This is a genomic window from Sulfitobacter sp. F26204 (assembly GCF_026410305.1).
Classification (GTDB): Bacteria; Pseudomonadota; Alphaproteobacteria; order Rhodobacterales; family Rhodobacteraceae; genus Sulfitobacter.
Window position 1 is genome coordinate 1 of sequence record NZ_JAPMLQ010000001.1, and the last position, 14,498, is coordinate 14,498.

A 14,498-nucleotide genomic window follows, 5' to 3' on the forward strand; every position below is an offset into this window, starting at 1 on the left:
GATATACAGACGTTGATCCATCGAATGAACCAAACCGCCCACATATCTCTTCAGATATCTAATTTTCAAACAACGTCGAGACAAATAAAACCAGATGCGCCCTAACAACGGCGCGCCCCGCCTCATAAACCTCAGAATTTTTCTTCTTACCCTTCCAGCCTCTGTCTGCGTCTCCGCTTCCGTCTGGCCCGTCCGGCGTCCCGTTGGAGCGTCGCTGCTCGTCCGGTAAGGGGGGTTTTAAGGTTAGTGGCTCAGACCCGCAAGCGCTTTTTTGGGGATTTACGTACTTTTTGTGACATTTGGCATTTTTCATATAAAAACATACGCTTGCGCCACAAAAGTTGCCTAAAAATCGCTTTTTGAGCAGGATTCTTGCGCTGACCACGGGTCACGTCAAAACCGGGCCATGGCAGATGTTGTGTTATCCACAGGGATACCCCCAAGACGGGCCGAGGTTCACCTCCCTTGCCCGAGCAAATCGGACGATGTCACTGTGAAAATCCGGTCGATTCCCGTCAAATCGACCTGGCTGGCAGCGATTCCCGGTTTTCACGACAGCAAATCCGTAACCCACCCGGTCCAGAATCGCTTGAAACCCTGCTGCCCGCTGTTTCGCACCCTATTCTAGGAAGATCGGCGCGGTCGTTTGCGCAGGCGCAGTCCCAGCAGCGTCAGAATCACCGCCATATAGACCAGCGGCTCTATCTGGATGCCCTTCACCAGCCAGATGTAATGCACCCCCCCAAGGACAACCGCAACATAGGTCAGCTTGTGGAGCTTGCGCCATGCTGGTCCCAGTTTGCGCACCGAAAAGTTGTTCGAGGTAAGCGCCAGCGGCAGCAGCAACAAGAATCCCGCCATGCCGATGGTGATATAGGGCCGCTTTATGATGTCGGCGATCACACGGTCCAGAGACTGCACATCCAGTATCGCCCAGACCAGCAGGTGCATCGAAACATAGGTAAAGGCGAGCACCCCAAGAGTACGGCGGAATTTCATCAGGTTGAGGCCGACATGCTGGCGCAGAGGGGTGATGCACAATCCGATGATCAGGAGTTGCAGGGCAATTTCCCCATACGCATGTTCAAGCGGTTTGACCGGATCAGGGCCAAGGCCGCCCGTCACTGCCAGATAAAAGTAGTAGGGTGCGGGAATCAAAGACAGGATATAGACGAGCCAAGTCGGTATACGACGGGCAACGGCGTTAAATCGGTCCCCTATGCGGCCCGGGCTGGCAAGACGCGTCATCCGCACACCACCAGCCGGCAATGCATCAACACAGGCAGCGGCACAAAGTGGGCCCGATTGTGCATTGGCTGTGCAATCGCTGCGAATATCCGCTTAACAGACGCCATCATCCCGGCTTTCACATGGGCGATCAGAACTGCGCCTTGAGGTCCATACCTTCATATAGCTGCGCGACCTCTTGTTCATAGCCATTGAACATCAGTGTCGGCTGGCGCTTGGCAAACAATCCGCCACCGATGGCCCGTTCGCTGGATTGTGACCAGCGCGGATGGCTGACCTCGGGGTTCACATTACTATAGAATCCATATTCACGCGGGTTGGCCTTGTTCCAGCTGGTCGGCGGTTCGCTATCGGTCAGGGTGATCCGGACAATGGATTTGATCGACTTGAACCCATATTTCCAGGGCACCACCAGACGCATCGGCGCGCCATTCTGGTTTGGAATCGGCTTCCCGTAGATTCCGGTTGCCATAATGGTCAGCGGGTTCATCGCTTCGTCCAGACGCAGGCCCTCTACATAGGGCCAGTCCAACACCGGATATCGCACTCCCGGCATTTCGTCGGGGCGGAACGCGGTTTCAAACGCCACATATCTGGCACCGGACTGAACACCTGCCATCGTCAGCAGATCGGCCAGTTCGAATCCGTTCCACGGAATCACCATCGACCATGCCTCGACACAGCGGAAACGATAGATCCGCTCCTCGATCGTCATCGCCTTCATGATGCTGGCCATGGAATAGTCCCCGGGCCTGTCGACCATGCCCGCAATCGTAACAGTCCAAGGCGCGGTCGTCAGCATATGTGCATTGGCAGCCGGGTCATTCTTGCCGGTGCCGAATTCGTAATAGTTGTTGTATTGGCTGATGTCCTCAAGCGTGTTCGGCTCAAGCGCGCTCTCCGCAGCCTGCGCCGTGCCGGCAACACCGGCCAGCCCCGCCCCCGCGGCCAGCCCCGCCATCACCTGACGCCGGTTCAAAAACGCGGAATAGGGAGTGATATCCTGTTGGGTCAATGTGTTGGTCCAGCGATGGGCCATGGGGGCGCTCCTTGCTTTGCTCTTTCTTTAGCTAGGGCCATCATCCCGTCCAACCAAACGTTTTCAGTATTCATTTCAATGATCACACCGGAATGTCAGAACAGATCACAACCCGCTGAGGGGCCGTTATCCACATTCCAGCCGTATCATCCTCACGTTGAACCGCCCCGTTCTGTAACACCCACATCAAGTTGCTTTTGCCTGTTGCCAGCTGTCCCGTTGCAGCGCGAAATAGATGCTGTCACACCACTTACCCCCGATCTGGAACGTCTTGGCTGCACGGTCAGTCTCGACAAAGCCCAACTTGGTCAGCAGTTTGACGGATGCAATATTGTCCGGATCCACATCCGCCGTGATCTGCGACAGGCCGCGCTGGTCAAAGCCATAGACAATCAGCGCCTCCAAGGCCTCGTAACCAATCCCGCGCCGCCAGTAATCACGATGTAGCAGATAGCCAATTTCAGGCATCTGCCAGAACCCTGCCTTACCAATGACGCGTCCCGCGTATTCAATCGCAAATTCGGCCGTGGTTTCACGATCTGCCGCCAAGGTCTGTTCGATCAACTGCGCCGTTTCTTCTGCAGTGGCATGGGGTAGCGTGCTCCAATAGGCCATGACCTCGGTATTGCCGAATACCGCAAACAGGTCATCGCGATCGCGCGCTTGCATGGGCCGTAACACCAGCCTTTTTGTCGTGATCACCGTCTTGTGCCGCGTCTTTCTCATCGGGCGGTATCAAACAACATCCACGCCCCGGTCACAACGAGATAGGCCAGCGCGGCTGCGCTGGCCTTGTCTACACTATATATACGTCGGTTTAATGTACCGTCGCATCATCCGGTTTGGGCCGGTTGCTGGCCGCGATCCGGTCGCCGATGATCAGCCCATCTGCACCTGCACTCACCTCAATCCGGTCGCCATCGCGGATGTCACCCGCCAACAGCATCTCGGCAAGAGGGTTCTGCAAGGTCCGCTGAATGACCCGCTTCAATGGGCGCGCGCCGAATACCGGATCATAGCCTTCATCCGCCAGCCATGCTTTCGCTCCCGCGTCAAGCGACAGGTCGATCTTGCGACCGGCCAGACGTGCCAGCAAGCGCGACATCTGGATGTCAACGATCCCCGCCATGTCGTCCCGTGCGAGTCGGTCAAAGATGATGGTTTCATCCAGACGGTTCAGGAACTCGGGGCGGAAATGTGCCCGCACCGCATCCATCACATCACGCTTGGCCGCGGCCATATCGCCGCCTTCGGGCAGTTGGCTCAGCGCCTGCGCTCCAAGGTTGCTGGTCAGGATAATCAACGTCTGCTTGAAATCCACCGTGCGACCTTGTCCATCGGTCAACACACCATCGTCCAGAACCTGCAACAGCACGTTGAACACATCCGGATGCGCCTTTTCGACCTCGTCAAACAACACCACCTGATAGGGACGACGCCGCACCGCTTCGGTCAGCACCCCACCCTCGTCATAACCGACATAGCCGGGAGGAGCACCGATCAGACGCGCAACCGCGTGTTTTTCCATGAACTCCGACATATCAATACGCACCATGGCGTTGTCGTCGTCAAACAGGAACTCGGCCACCGCCTTGGTCAGTTCGGTCTTACCGACGCCGGTTGGTCCCAGGAACAGGAACGACCCCAGTGGACGGTTTTCATCGTTCAAACCGGCGCGTGCGCGGCGCACCGCATTGGCAACCGCCGTTACCGCAGAATGCTGACCGATGACTCGTCCGTGCAACTGGTCTTCCATCCGCAATAGCTTGTCGCGCTCGCCTTCCAGCATCTTGCCTGCCGGGATACCTGTCCAGCGTTCGACAACGCTCGCGATCTGGTCTGGTCGCACGGCTTCTTCGACCATCATCCCTTCATCACGGGCTTCTGCCTCTTGCAGATCCTTCTCCAATTGCGGGATGACGCCATAGGACAGCTCACCCGCCTTGGCCAGATTGCCCTCGCGCTTGGCAATGTCCAGATCGGCCCGCGCACGGTCCAGCTTTTCCTTGATGTCACGCGCACCGGCCAGCTTGTCGCGCTCGGCCTGCCAGGCGGCGGTCATGAACTCGGATTTCTCCTGAAGGTCAGCGAGATCCTTTTGCAGGGTTTCCAACCGGTCCTTTGAGGCCTGATCATCCTCCAGTTTCAAGGCTTCTTCCTCGATCTGGAGTTGCAGGATCTGACGGTCCAGCGCATCCAGCTCTTCGGGTTTGCTGTCAACCTCCATGCGCAGTCGGCTGGCCGCTTCATCCATCAAATCAATCGCCTTGTCCGGCAGAAACCGGTCGGTAATATAGCGATGGCTTAGCGTGGCCGCCGCGACGAGCGCACTGTCGGCGATCCGCACACCATGGTGCAACTCGTACTTTTCCTTGATGCCTCGCAGGATCGACACGGTATCCTCGACTGTCGGTTCCTGCACGATGACCGGCTGGAATCGCCGCGCCAATGCCGCGTCCTTTTCCACATGCTTGCGGTATTCATCCAGGGTCGTCGCACCGATACAATGCAATTCACCCCGCGCCAGAGCAGGCTTAAGCAGGTTGGATGCATCCATCGCTCCATCCGCCTTGCCCGCGCCAACCAGCGTGTGCATTTCGTCAATGAACAGAATGATCTCGCCTGCCGCCTCGGTCACCTCGGTCAGAACTGCCTTCAGCCGCTCTTCGAACTCACCCCGATATTTGGCGCCGGCAATCAACGCACCCATATCAAGACTCAGCAACCGCTTGTTGCGAATCGATTCCGGCACATCGCCATTAATGATACGCAGGGCCAAACCCTCGGCTATCGCGGTCTTACCCACGCCTGGTTCACCAATCAACACGGGGTTGTTTTTTGTACGTCGCGAAAGCACCTGCATGGTGCGGCGAATTTCCTCGTCACGACCGATGATCGGATCGATTCGGCCTTGTTCGGCCCGGGCCGTCAAATCGGTGGCGTATTTTTTCAGAGCATCATAGCCGTCTTCGGCGCTTGCCGTGTCGGCGGTGCGTCCCTTACGAATATCATTGATCGCAGCGTTCAATCCCTGCGCCGTCACCTTGCCTGCCTCAAGCGCGGTCTTGGCACCTGATTTGATCATGCACAGCGCCATCAGCACCCGTTCGACCGGGACAAAGCTGTCGCCTGCCTTTTTCGCCAGGGCTTCTGCCTCGGCCAGTACCTTGGTTGTTGCATTGTCCAGATACACCTGCGCCGCATCGCCTGTCACCTGGGGCATCTTGCCCATCGACAGTCGCAGTGCATCGCGTACGCGCCCGGCGTCACCGCCGGCGGCGGTGATCAAATTGCTGGCCAGACCCTGCTCATCATCCAGCAAAGCTTGCAGAATGTGTTCGGGGGTCAGCCGCTGGTGGTTTTCGCGAGTGGCTATGGTCTGCGCGGCCTGGATGAATCCACGCGCACGTTCCGTGAACTTGGTCAAGTCCATGGTATCTCTCCTTTTTACAAGCGCCCTGTGATCTTGCGCCCGCTGGGCGGCACGCGTGTTCTGGGCCTCAGGTTCTATTTGGGCAGCCGCTGCAGCGGTTCAAGTCAGCGCAGCTTTGAAATTTCAAGAAAAAAAACCGGCAATATCGCGGCATTACCCGCCAATTTAGGCTGTTTCAACCTATCACGCAGGATTTACGCATCTCGCAACCTACTGAAATAGAATAGATAATTTCGAAAAAAACAATTATGCAACTAATTTTAGCTTTGGTGCGTTGGGTTATTGATGTATCATTCCCATATCGGGTGTAGCAAACAACCATTAGGTGACCACATGTATACCTGCCCAATCCAACTCGCAGAAGTCCGGTACAATGCCGCCTCGCAGCAGTTCGAGGCATCCGTACACGTTCATGACAACACGATCCTGCGCACATATGCCTGCGCTATCTCTGCACCGATCTCCATGCCCTTCGAAGAGGCGGCAAAGGGCCTGGCCAAACAGGCGATCCGCAGACACGTTTCGCGTGGCGGACTGTTCTCACACTCCGTCGCCTTGATCCGGCAGAACCGTGCAGGGCGCCGTTCCTTCGAAGCGATGCGCTGGCTGGAAAATTTGGTCAAGCGCCCGACACCCAAGGCCGCATAAGGGCCAAGGCGAAGAGAGAATTCGTTTATTCCCCTTCTGCACCGTCATGATCGGTGCACCAAAGGGCAGGACCAACCTACAGGTCACGCACAGGAGGCGTAAGATGCAAATCAAAACAGTACACCAGAACGACATCCGCTTTAATCCCGCCAACAATAGGTTCGAGGCCAATGTCGAGTTCAAGGTGGACGGGTCCACCTACATCTACCCCTGCGCCATCGAAGGTTCACTTTTGATGCCGATGGCGACGGCAGCATTCAAACTGACACAACAGGCCAAGAAACGTCACGCCGACCGCAATGACCTGTTCGCCCGCTCGTTCGAATTTGGTGACGCGGGACTGACATCCCCTGATGCTGCGTCATTGTCCTTGGCCGCTTAACGCCCGCTTGCCAAGACAGGCCAATTTACCCTGCGCTCCCCCGCGTCAGGAGGCCTGTTTCCCACAAGGTGCAGGACAATTTCCAGCCTTGTGTACCTCAGCCGGATCGCACCCCCCTGCGCATCCGGCTTTTTCTTGTCTGGACAGCGCCGGGGTAGACGCGTAAGTCCGGATCGTTTGCATATTTCCCAGCTGGAGCACCCGAATGTCCGATGATCGCCTGATTGTAGCCCTTGATGTCCCCCATGCGGTAGCAGGCCTCGCGCTTGCAGAGAAACTGGGGGATGCCGTTTCGTTCTACAAAATCGGACTGGGCATGCTGACCGGTGGCGGCCTCGCCCTTGCCAACGAACTAAAGCAGGAACAGGGCAAGCGGATCTTCCTCGATATGAAACTTTTCGACATCAGCGCAACGGTCGAGGCCGCAGTACGGGGATTGGCACAGTTCGACCTGGATTTTCTGACGGTGCATGGCGATCCGCATGTGGTGCGCGCCGCCAAGGAAGGGGCCGCTGGCAGCAATCTGAAAATCCTCGGCGTTACCATTCTGACTTCGCTGGACCGCGCCGATCTGGATGCGGCTCTGATTCAGGCCGGTGATCTGCCGGAGCTGGCGCTGATCCGCGCCGCGCATGCCTTTGAAGCTGGCGCAGATGGCGTCATTGCCTCACCACAGGAAGCCGCCGCAATCCGCGCCCTGCCAGAATCCGCCGGAAAGCTGATCGTCACCCCCGGCGTACGTCCGCAAGGCGCGGCCCTAGGCGATCAGAAACGCGTCGCCACCCCCGCGCAAGCCATCGCAAACGGCGCGGATCACATCGTTGTCGGGCGTCCGGTCTGGCAATCCGATGACCCCGCCGCAGCGGCGCGGGCCATTCTGGAAGAACTCCAATCCTAAAAATTTCAACCTGTGACTGTAACAAATTCACAACAAAGGTAACTTCGCCCTGTCGGTCAGGAAATCCTGACTATGTCATATGACATTTCGCTGCTACCATTGTCCCAGGTGATACTCCCCGACGAACTGGAACTTCCTGATGTTCGTCACCTTCCCCCGCTTAAGGAAGCGGGGGTTTTCTTGTCAAAACCCATATTTTTTCAACGAAAGAGGCGCAGCGTAAAACGCTGAAGCCCGCCCATCTGTCAGGGATTGCCCTGCCGAAACCGTAACATACTGCGCATCAAAATCAGGCCAGACCCTTCAACAGTCCCTGCTTTGGAACTGCATGGTCGCCCTACAGGAACATAGACGCCGATCATAGGTGATGTTCATTCGTCCATTCATTCGCTATCTTCGTCCTGTCCCATTCCCGAAACGGTTTCCTCGAAATGGCTGCCCTTTGCCGTGATTGCCTAACCCAGAATGCCCCTGCGCGGCGCTGCTCGGCCTGCGGCAGTCCGCGCGTGACCATCCACGACGAACTCGACAGCCTTTCCATTGCCCATATGGATTGCGACGCTTTCTATGCCTCGGTCGAAAAACGTGACAACCCCGAATTGAACGGCAAACCCGTCATCATCGGGGGCGGGCGGCGCGGCGTGGTCTCTACCGCCTGTTACGTTGCGCGCATCCGCGGCGTGCGTTCTGCCATGCCGATGTTTCAGGCACTCAAACTCTGTCCCGAAGCCGTGATCATCAAACCCCGGATGGCGGCCTATGTCGAAGCCTCCCGTGCCATTCGTGCGATGATGGAGGAACTGACCCCCGCCATCGAACCCCTGTCTCTGGACGAAGCCTTTCTTGACATGACCGGCACAGCCCGCCTTCACGGCGTACCGCCTGCCGTGATGCTTGCCCGCCTTGTACGGCGTATGAAGGATGAATTGGGGCTGACCGGCTCGATCGGTCTCAGCCACAACAAGTTTCTGGCCAAGGTCGCCTCCGATCTGGACAAACCTCACGGCTTCTCGGTGATCGGTATCGCCGAAACCCAGGATTTTCTGCGCGACCGCCCGGTCAAACTGATCTGGGGGGTCGGCGCAGTGACCCAGGCCGCGCTGGAAAAGGCAGGCATCCGCACCTTTTCCGACCTGCTGCGTTGGGAAAAGGCTGACCTGATTTCGCGGTTCGGCAGCATGGGAGAGCGGCTTTGGCATCTGGCACGGGGTCAGGACCGCCGCCGCATTTCGGCCAATGATCCCGTCAAATCCATTTCCAAGGAAACCACGTTCTTTGATGATACCTCTGACCCCGATATTCTCGACGGGCACCTATGGCGGCTCTCCGAACAGGTCGCAGACCGCGCCAAAGCCAAGGACATGGCAGGGCGCATCGTCACGCTCAAGATCAAACGGGCCGATTTCAAATCGCTGACGCGGCGCGTGTCCCTGCATGACCCGACCCAATTGGCCGACCGCATCTACCGGCACGCCCGCGCCTTGTTCGACCAACTGGATGATCCCGGCCCGTTCCGCTTGATCGGTTGCGGCATCTGCGACCTCAGCTCGGCAGAGGGGGCAGACCTCGCCGGCGATCTGCTTGACCCCGGTGCGCAACAACGCAACAAGGCCGAGAAAGCCACCGACGCCATCCGCAAGCGATTTGGCCGCCAAGCCATCCTCAAGGGCCGCGCACTGCGCTGAGTTTCTGCGCCTCAGGCGGTGCAGGGCATGAACGCTTCCATGCGCAACACGCTCTTTGCGACTGTCTTCTTTGGTACACCGCTGCTCTTGCTGGTCACGGCCTTCGCCCTTGCCCTCACCAGTCAACGCGCCGCTGCAATCTGGTTTGGTCTTGCATGCCTGACCAACTTGTTCCTGGGGATGATCCTCACAATGGTCATGCATATCCCTATGAACGAAGCACTCGCGCTGGTCGAAGCACCCCAAAAGATTGCTGCAGCGCGGGTTATCTGGGACGCCTATTCACCCGACTGGCAGGTCAGGAACCAGATCCGAACGGTCACTACCGGACTTGCCCTGCTCTGTGTCGGCATGGGAATCACCCAACTCGACCGGAACGAAAGGTCACTCCGCGGCAAGTGGTATGCGGCCTCGTCCGATCCGGGCCACCTCGGCCACCACTTGACGCAATGCCGCCTGAACCTGTTCAAAATCACCGTTCGGTCGGATCAGGGTTTCATTCATGTAAAGCGACCGGTCAATCTCAACTTGAACAGCATGCTGTGCCCTGTCGGGCCGGCCATAAGCCTGAGTGATATAGGCCCCTGCGAAGGGTGTGTTGCGTGTGACAACAAAACCCGCAGCGGCAAAAGCAGCCTCGACACGGTCGACCACATCACCACTTGCCGCCGCGCCAAACCGGTCGCCAAGCACGATGTCGGGCCGTTTCATACCCGAACGCGCCACACCGTCCATCGCTTCATGCGGCATCGAATGACAGTCAATCAGAACTGCCTGCCCGTGTCGTTGATGCGCAAGGTCCAGCAATTCCTGCAGTTTCAGGTGATACGGCAGCCAATAGTTATCAATGCGTCGCTGCGCCTCTGCCAGGGTCAACTTACCACGGTAGATCGCCCGTCCGTTGGCCACAACCCGCGGGATCACACCCAAGCCCGATGCGATACGCGGGTTATGTCCGCCACGGCGCAGCCCTTCAATCAGAGCAGGGTCCAGTTCATCCCGCGCCCGGTTCAGATCGACAAAGGCGCGTGGTGCCCCTGCCTTGATGAAAACCGCACCATATTCCGGGGCGCATTCAAACAACTGATCCACAAATGCATCTTCGGAGGACCGAATGGCATGTTCATCCAGCACCGAGGAACGTAGAAAGGTCCACGGATATTTCCGCCCCGAATGAGGCGAGGCAAAGACCACACAAGAACGATCCCTGCCGGGACTGGTGACATGATAAGCTGACGTAGGCATCGGTTCCTCTTTGTGCTCTTCTTAACGCATTTTCGGCGAAAGCCAAAAGCCCCCTTGATCGTTCCGGCGACTCCTTTTATAGCAGCCCAACCGGCGCGTCATTTCGCGCCCCATTTTATTTGGGGCCTGTAATTTGCGCTGGCAAGTGGGTGATTAGCTCAGCGGTAGAGCACTTCGTTGACATCGAAGGGGTCACTGGTTCGATCCCAGTATCGCCCACCATGATATTCATTGGCCTTGGATCTCCAAGGTCGCCCGTAACCCGGCGCTGGTCCTTGTCATTCTTGATAGGGCGGGGGCCAAAGATGGAAAGGTTGGAACATGAAAGTTCGCAATTCGCTCCGCTCGCTCAAGAACCGGCACCGTGATTGCCGCGTTGTGCGTCGCAAGGGCCGCGTTTACGTGATTAACAAAACGCAGCGCCGGTTCAAAGCGCGCCAGGGTTAATCCTGCGCCGACCCTTTCCGCATTCCGCGTAGAGTTTCGAAAAGGCTGCCCTTCGGGGCGGCCTTTTTGGTGTTGAAACAGCAAAACCTGACACTGCACGGCAGCGTGCCAATCCCGCAAACCTGGCTGCATGGCATCCAAGGGTTTCTGATTATCGGCAGAATTGCACTGGAATTTACCCTGTCAAAGCGCCACCTTACACCCTGACGCGCAGGGCAAAGGCTCCTACCGCCCCGAAAAAAGGAAAGCACAATGGCTGACACATCCGAATATACGCCGCCCAAGGTCTGGACATGGGACAGCGAATCAGGGGGCAAGTTCGCCTCGATCAACCGCCCTATCGCCGGTCCCACTTCTGAAAAGGACCTGCCTGTCGGCAAACACCCGTTGCAACTTTATTCTCTTGCCACCCCCAATGGCGTCAAAGTCACCATGATGCTGGAGGAACTGTTGGCTGCGGGTCACGAAGATGCCGAATATGACGCCTGGATCATCGACATATCCAACGGCGATCAATTCGGATCCGGTTTTGTCGAGGTGAACCCGAATTCCAAAATTCCAGCGTTGATGGACCATTCCCGCGAAAAACCCCAACGCGTATTCGAATCCGCCTCGATCCTGTTGTATCTTGCGGAAAAATTCGGGGCCTTCCTGCCAACCGACCCGGCACAACGTACCGAACCACTCAGCTGGCTGTTCTGGCAGATGGGCAGCGCGCCCTATCTGGGTGGCGGATTTGGTCATTTCTACGCCTATGCCCCCGAGAAATTCGAATACCCGATCAACCGTTTCGCCATGGAAGCCAAACGGCAGCTTGACGTGATGGACCGTCACCTCGCCGAGAACGAATATTTCAGCGGCGATTATTCCATTGCGGATATGGCAATCTGGGCTTGGTACGGTCAGCTTGCTCTGGGGCGCCTCTATTCCGCCGCCGAATTCCTAGATGTCAACTCCTACAAGAACGTGCAGCGATGGGCCAAGGTGATTGACGCTCGCCCCGCCACCACCCGTGGGCGCATGGTCAACCGCGCCTTCGGCGATGATCTGTCCCTGCAACTGCACGAACGTCATGATGCCTCCGACTTCGAAACCAAGACCCAAGACAAGATCGAAGCCGCCCAAAAATAGGGGCAAAGCGTAACAATACAATAAAAACATGGACGCGATGGCATCCGCATCCCCATACTCAGGGCGCATCCGATCCGGACTGCGCCCTCTTGTTTGGACCCGCCATGCACGCCGACTTTGATCCACAGCCCATCCTGCGCGATCCTCTGCTCTGCCTGCGCCCGTTGAACGCAGCCGATCTTGAACCTCTCTATGCGGTGGCCAATGATCCGCTCCTCTGGGCCGGACATCCTGCAACCAACCGTCACGAAAGACGGGTCTTTACGCCCTATTTCGATATGCTGCTTGCCTCACGCACCACCCTTGCGGCCACGCTGGCCGACACCGGGCAGATCATCGGATGCTCACGTTACTACACCGCACCGGATCACGAAAAAGCGGTTTCAATCGGCTATACTTTCCTTGGCCGCAACTGGTGGGGCGGTGACACCAACTTTGCCATGAAACGTCTGATGCTGGATCACGCATTTGCCTGCGTCGAAACGGTCTGGCTGCACATCGACCCCGCGAATATCCGCTCCCAATGCGCCACTGAAAAACTCGGCGCGGTCTGCGCCTACAGCGCCAACATCAGGCTGGGGGGCAAGGACGGCTTCTGGCAATGCTGGCGACTGGACCGCGCAGTCTGGGCACAGACCAATGCTCGCTATCGCGCCCGTCCCACCTGACGACAAATCAGGATCACCGGCAACAACCCCATCGCGACGATCACCAGTGACGGTACTGCAGCACCATCCAGCCGTTCGTCACTGGCAAGCCGGTAAGCCTGAACTGCCAAAGTATCGAAATTGAACGGGCGCATGATCAGGGTCGCCGGCAGTTCCTTCATGACATCCACAAAAACGATCAGTAGCGCCGTCAGCAACGAGGGTGCCAGAATGGGCAGATGCACACGCCGCAAGGTGCCGATCGGCGTCTGCCCCAAGGACCGCGCCGCCGCGTCCATATTTGCATGAACCATCGCCTGACCCCCTTCGTATGCGCCAAGTGCAGCCGCCAGAAAGCGCACCATATAGGCCGCAACCAACAACCAGATGGACCCGGTAACCAGCAGCCCGGTCGACATGTCGAATGTCGCCCGCATCCACGCATCAACGGCATTGTCAAAGACTGCGAAGGGCACCATCAATCCCACCGCAATCACCCCGCCCGGCACGGCATATCCCAGTCGCGCAACATACCCCGTCGCGCGTGACAGCTTTCCGGGACTCAGCCGTTGGAAAAAGCCGACGGCAACCGCGGCACCGACCGTGACAATCGCGGCAATCCCCGCCAGTGTCAGCGAGTTCCGGATGAAACCCAAATAGCGCGGACTCAACAGGTTCTGCTCGGATCCAAGCCCCATCGTGAACAGCACGACAATCGGCAGCAAGGCACCAAACACCACCGGCACACCGCACAGCACCTGCGCACAAAGCGCCTGACCCCGGTTCAGGCATATGGGAGGCATGCGCTGCGCCTGACGAGCAGGGTCATGATATTTGGCGCGCCCGCGTTGCGCCCGCTCCAGCATCGCCAACAGCAGCGCAAAGCTGAGCAGACAGAGGGCAAGCTGCGCCGCTCCCGTGCGGTCAAACAGCGAAAACCACGACGTATAGATCCCCGTCGCAAAGGTCTGCACGCCAAAATAGGCAACGGTCCCGAAATCCGCGATGGTCTCCATCACCGCCAGCAGCACCCCCCCTGCAATCGCCGGACGTGCCAGGGGCAGGCTGACCTTGAAAAACGCCGCCCAGGCGGTTGTGCCCAGAGCACGGGCCGCCAGAAAGGTTGTGCCGCTTTGCTGCAGGAATGCCGCCCGCGCCAACAAATAGACATAAGGGTAAAGCACCAGGGTCAACATCAGTGCAGCGCCACCCAGCGACCGGATGTCAGGAAACCAATAGTCCCGCGGGCCCCAACCCATCACGTCACGCAGGGTGGTTTGCACGATTCCGGGATGATCCAACACATTCGTATATGCATAGGCCAGCACATAGGCAGGAAACGCCAAAGGCAGCACCAGCGCGATCTCAAGCACGCGCACCCCCGGAAACCGCGTCATCGTGACCAGCCATGCCGCCCCGACACCTATGCTGAAGGTGCCGACCGCCACCAGAAAGACCAGGACAAGTGTGGTCCGGGTGTATTCGCCCAGAACCGTATTGATCAGATGGCGCACCGTTTCCGTTCCGCCACCAAAGGCAGCGGCACCAACGGCGACCATCGGCAAGGCACAAATCAGGGCAGCGCAAACCGCCACGACCGAAAGACCACGCAACCCGTTGCGAGGTTTGGCTTTGCGCAGATGTAAATCGCTTACAGAGGTCATGCCTCTATTTCGATCATTTCGGTCAGGATTG

General features: G+C 57.8%; 13 protein-coding genes, 1 tRNA gene and 1 pseudogene. 9 read left to right on the forward strand and 6 right to left on the reverse strand.

Translation table 11 applies throughout. From position 1 onward, the window contains the following. Positions 1-624: 624 nt before the first annotated feature. The 4 genes from msrQ to clpB form a co-directional block, all read right to left on the reverse strand. Positions 625-1,248 (reverse strand): protein-methionine-sulfoxide reductase heme-binding subunit MsrQ, encoded by a 624-nt coding sequence (msrQ, locus tag OS190_RS00005; RefSeq protein ID WP_267156606.1) that lies wholly within the window; start codon positions 1,246-1,248, stop codon positions 625-627. Between the two features lie 130 nt (positions 1,249-1,378). Beyond that, positions 1,379-2,287: a protein-methionine-sulfoxide reductase catalytic subunit MsrP gene (msrP, locus tag OS190_RS00010; protein ID WP_267156607.1), complete on the reverse strand. Its 909-nt coding sequence runs from the start codon at positions 2,285-2,287 to the stop codon at positions 1,379-1,381. 186 nt (positions 2,288-2,473) lie between these two features. Further along, a complete protein-coding gene (locus tag OS190_RS00015; protein WP_267156608.1) occupies positions 2,474-3,013 on the reverse strand; it encodes a GNAT family N-acetyltransferase in 540 nt (179 codons plus the stop codon). 91 nt (positions 3,014-3,104) lie between these two features. After that, complete coding sequence (clpB, locus tag OS190_RS00020) at positions 3,105-5,720, reverse strand: ATP-dependent chaperone ClpB (protein ID WP_267156609.1); 2,616 nt, start codon at positions 5,718-5,720, stop codon at positions 3,105-3,107. 333 nt (positions 5,721-6,053) lie between these two features. Between clpB and OS190_RS00025 the strand changes: the two genes are divergently transcribed. The 5 genes and pseudogenes from OS190_RS00025 to OS190_RS20525 form a co-directional block, all read left to right on the forward strand. Beyond that, complete coding sequence (locus OS190_RS00025; RefSeq protein ID WP_267156610.1) at positions 6,054-6,368, forward strand: orotidine 5-phosphate decarboxylase; 315 nt, start codon at positions 6,054-6,056, stop codon at positions 6,366-6,368. Positions 6,369-6,471: 103 nt separating this feature from the next. Beyond that, on the forward strand, positions 6,472-6,750 hold the full coding sequence (locus OS190_RS00030; RefSeq protein WP_267156611.1) for a hypothetical protein: 279 nt from the start codon (positions 6,472-6,474) through the stop codon (positions 6,748-6,750). Positions 6,751-6,955: 205 nt separating this feature from the next. Continuing rightward, a complete protein-coding gene (gene pyrF / locus OS190_RS00035) occupies positions 6,956-7,648 on the forward strand; it encodes an orotidine-5'-phosphate decarboxylase (RefSeq protein ID WP_267156612.1) in 693 nt (230 codons plus the stop codon). Between the two features lie 431 nt (positions 7,649-8,079). After that, the gene (locus OS190_RS00040) at positions 8,080-9,333 is read left to right on the forward strand and encodes a DNA polymerase IV (protein ID WP_267156613.1); all 1,254 of its coding nucleotides are present in this window, start codon (positions 8,080-8,082) and stop codon (positions 9,331-9,333) included. 39 nt (positions 9,334-9,372) lie between these two features. Next, positions 9,373-9,666, forward strand: a pseudogene (locus OS190_RS20525) (anthrone oxygenase family protein); the annotation flags it as partial. Between the two features lie 51 nt (positions 9,667-9,717). On the opposite strand, the gene OS190_RS00045 reads toward OS190_RS20525, so the two are convergent. Next, complete coding sequence (locus tag OS190_RS00045) at positions 9,718-10,578, reverse strand: N-formylglutamate amidohydrolase (RefSeq protein WP_267156614.1); 861 nt, start codon at positions 10,576-10,578, stop codon at positions 9,718-9,720. Positions 10,579-10,725: 147 nt separating this feature from the next. Here OS190_RS00045 and OS190_RS00050 point away from each other — a divergent pair. The 4 genes from OS190_RS00050 (at position 10,726) to OS190_RS00065 (ending at position 12,824) form a co-directional block, all read left to right on the forward strand. After that, positions 10,726-10,800, forward strand: a tRNA-Val gene (locus OS190_RS00050). Between the two features lie 99 nt (positions 10,801-10,899). Then, positions 10,900-11,025, forward strand: a complete 126-nt coding sequence (gene ykgO / locus OS190_RS00055; protein ID WP_005850168.1) for a type B 50S ribosomal protein L36 — start codon at positions 10,900-10,902, stop codon at positions 11,023-11,025. Between the two features lie 252 nt (positions 11,026-11,277). Beyond that, entirely contained in the window at positions 11,278-12,156 is an 879-nt protein-coding gene (yghU, locus tag OS190_RS00060; protein WP_267156615.1) for a glutathione-dependent disulfide-bond oxidoreductase, read from the forward strand. Positions 12,157-12,260: 104 nt separating this feature from the next. Then, a complete protein-coding gene (locus OS190_RS00065; protein WP_267156616.1) occupies positions 12,261-12,824 on the forward strand; it encodes a GNAT family N-acetyltransferase in 564 nt (187 codons plus the stop codon). Here the strand turns inward: OS190_RS00065 and OS190_RS00070 are convergent. Continuing rightward, positions 12,803-14,467: an ABC transporter permease gene (locus OS190_RS00070; protein WP_267156617.1), complete on the reverse strand. Its 1,665-nt coding sequence runs from the start codon at positions 14,465-14,467 to the stop codon at positions 12,803-12,805. The genes OS190_RS00065 and OS190_RS00070 overlap by 22 nt on opposite strands. Between the last annotated feature and the right edge of the window lie 31 nt (positions 14,468-14,498).

Coding starts and splice junctions, on each gene's coding strand:
- ykgO (WP_005850168.1), top strand. CDS start 10,900: ATGAAAGTTCGCAATTCGCTCCGCTCGCTCAAGAACCGGCACCGTGAT.
- yghU (WP_267156615.1), top strand. CDS start 11,278: ATGGCTGACACATCCGAATATACGCCGCCCAAGGTCTGGACATGGGAC.
- pyrF (WP_267156612.1), top strand. CDS start 6,956: ATGTCCGATGATCGCCTGATTGTAGCCCTTGATGTCCCCCATGCGGTA.
- OS190_RS00040 (WP_267156613.1), top strand. CDS start 8,080: ATGGCTGCCCTTTGCCGTGATTGCCTAACCCAGAATGCCCCTGCGCGG.
- OS190_RS00070 (WP_267156617.1), bottom strand. CDS start 14,467: ATGACCTCTGTAAGCGATTTACATCTGCGCAAAGCCAAACCTCGCAAC.
- OS190_RS00015 (WP_267156608.1), bottom strand. CDS start 3,013: ATGAGAAAGACGCGGCACAAGACGGTGATCACGACAAAAAGGCTGGTG.
- msrP (WP_267156607.1), bottom strand. CDS start 2,287: ATGGCCCATCGCTGGACCAACACATTGACCCAACAGGATATCACTCCC.
- OS190_RS00045 (WP_267156614.1), bottom strand. CDS start 10,578: ATGCCTACGTCAGCTTATCATGTCACCAGTCCCGGCAGGGATCGTTCT.
- OS190_RS00065 (WP_267156616.1), top strand. CDS start 12,261: ATGCACGCCGACTTTGATCCACAGCCCATCCTGCGCGATCCTCTGCTC.
- msrQ (WP_267156606.1), bottom strand. CDS start 1,248: ATGACGCGTCTTGCCAGCCCGGGCCGCATAGGGGACCGATTTAACGCC.
- OS190_RS00025 (WP_267156610.1), top strand. CDS start 6,054: ATGTATACCTGCCCAATCCAACTCGCAGAAGTCCGGTACAATGCCGCC.
- OS190_RS00030 (WP_267156611.1), top strand. CDS start 6,472: ATGCAAATCAAAACAGTACACCAGAACGACATCCGCTTTAATCCCGCC.
- clpB (WP_267156609.1), bottom strand. CDS start 5,720: ATGGACTTGACCAAGTTCACGGAACGTGCGCGTGGATTCATCCAGGCC.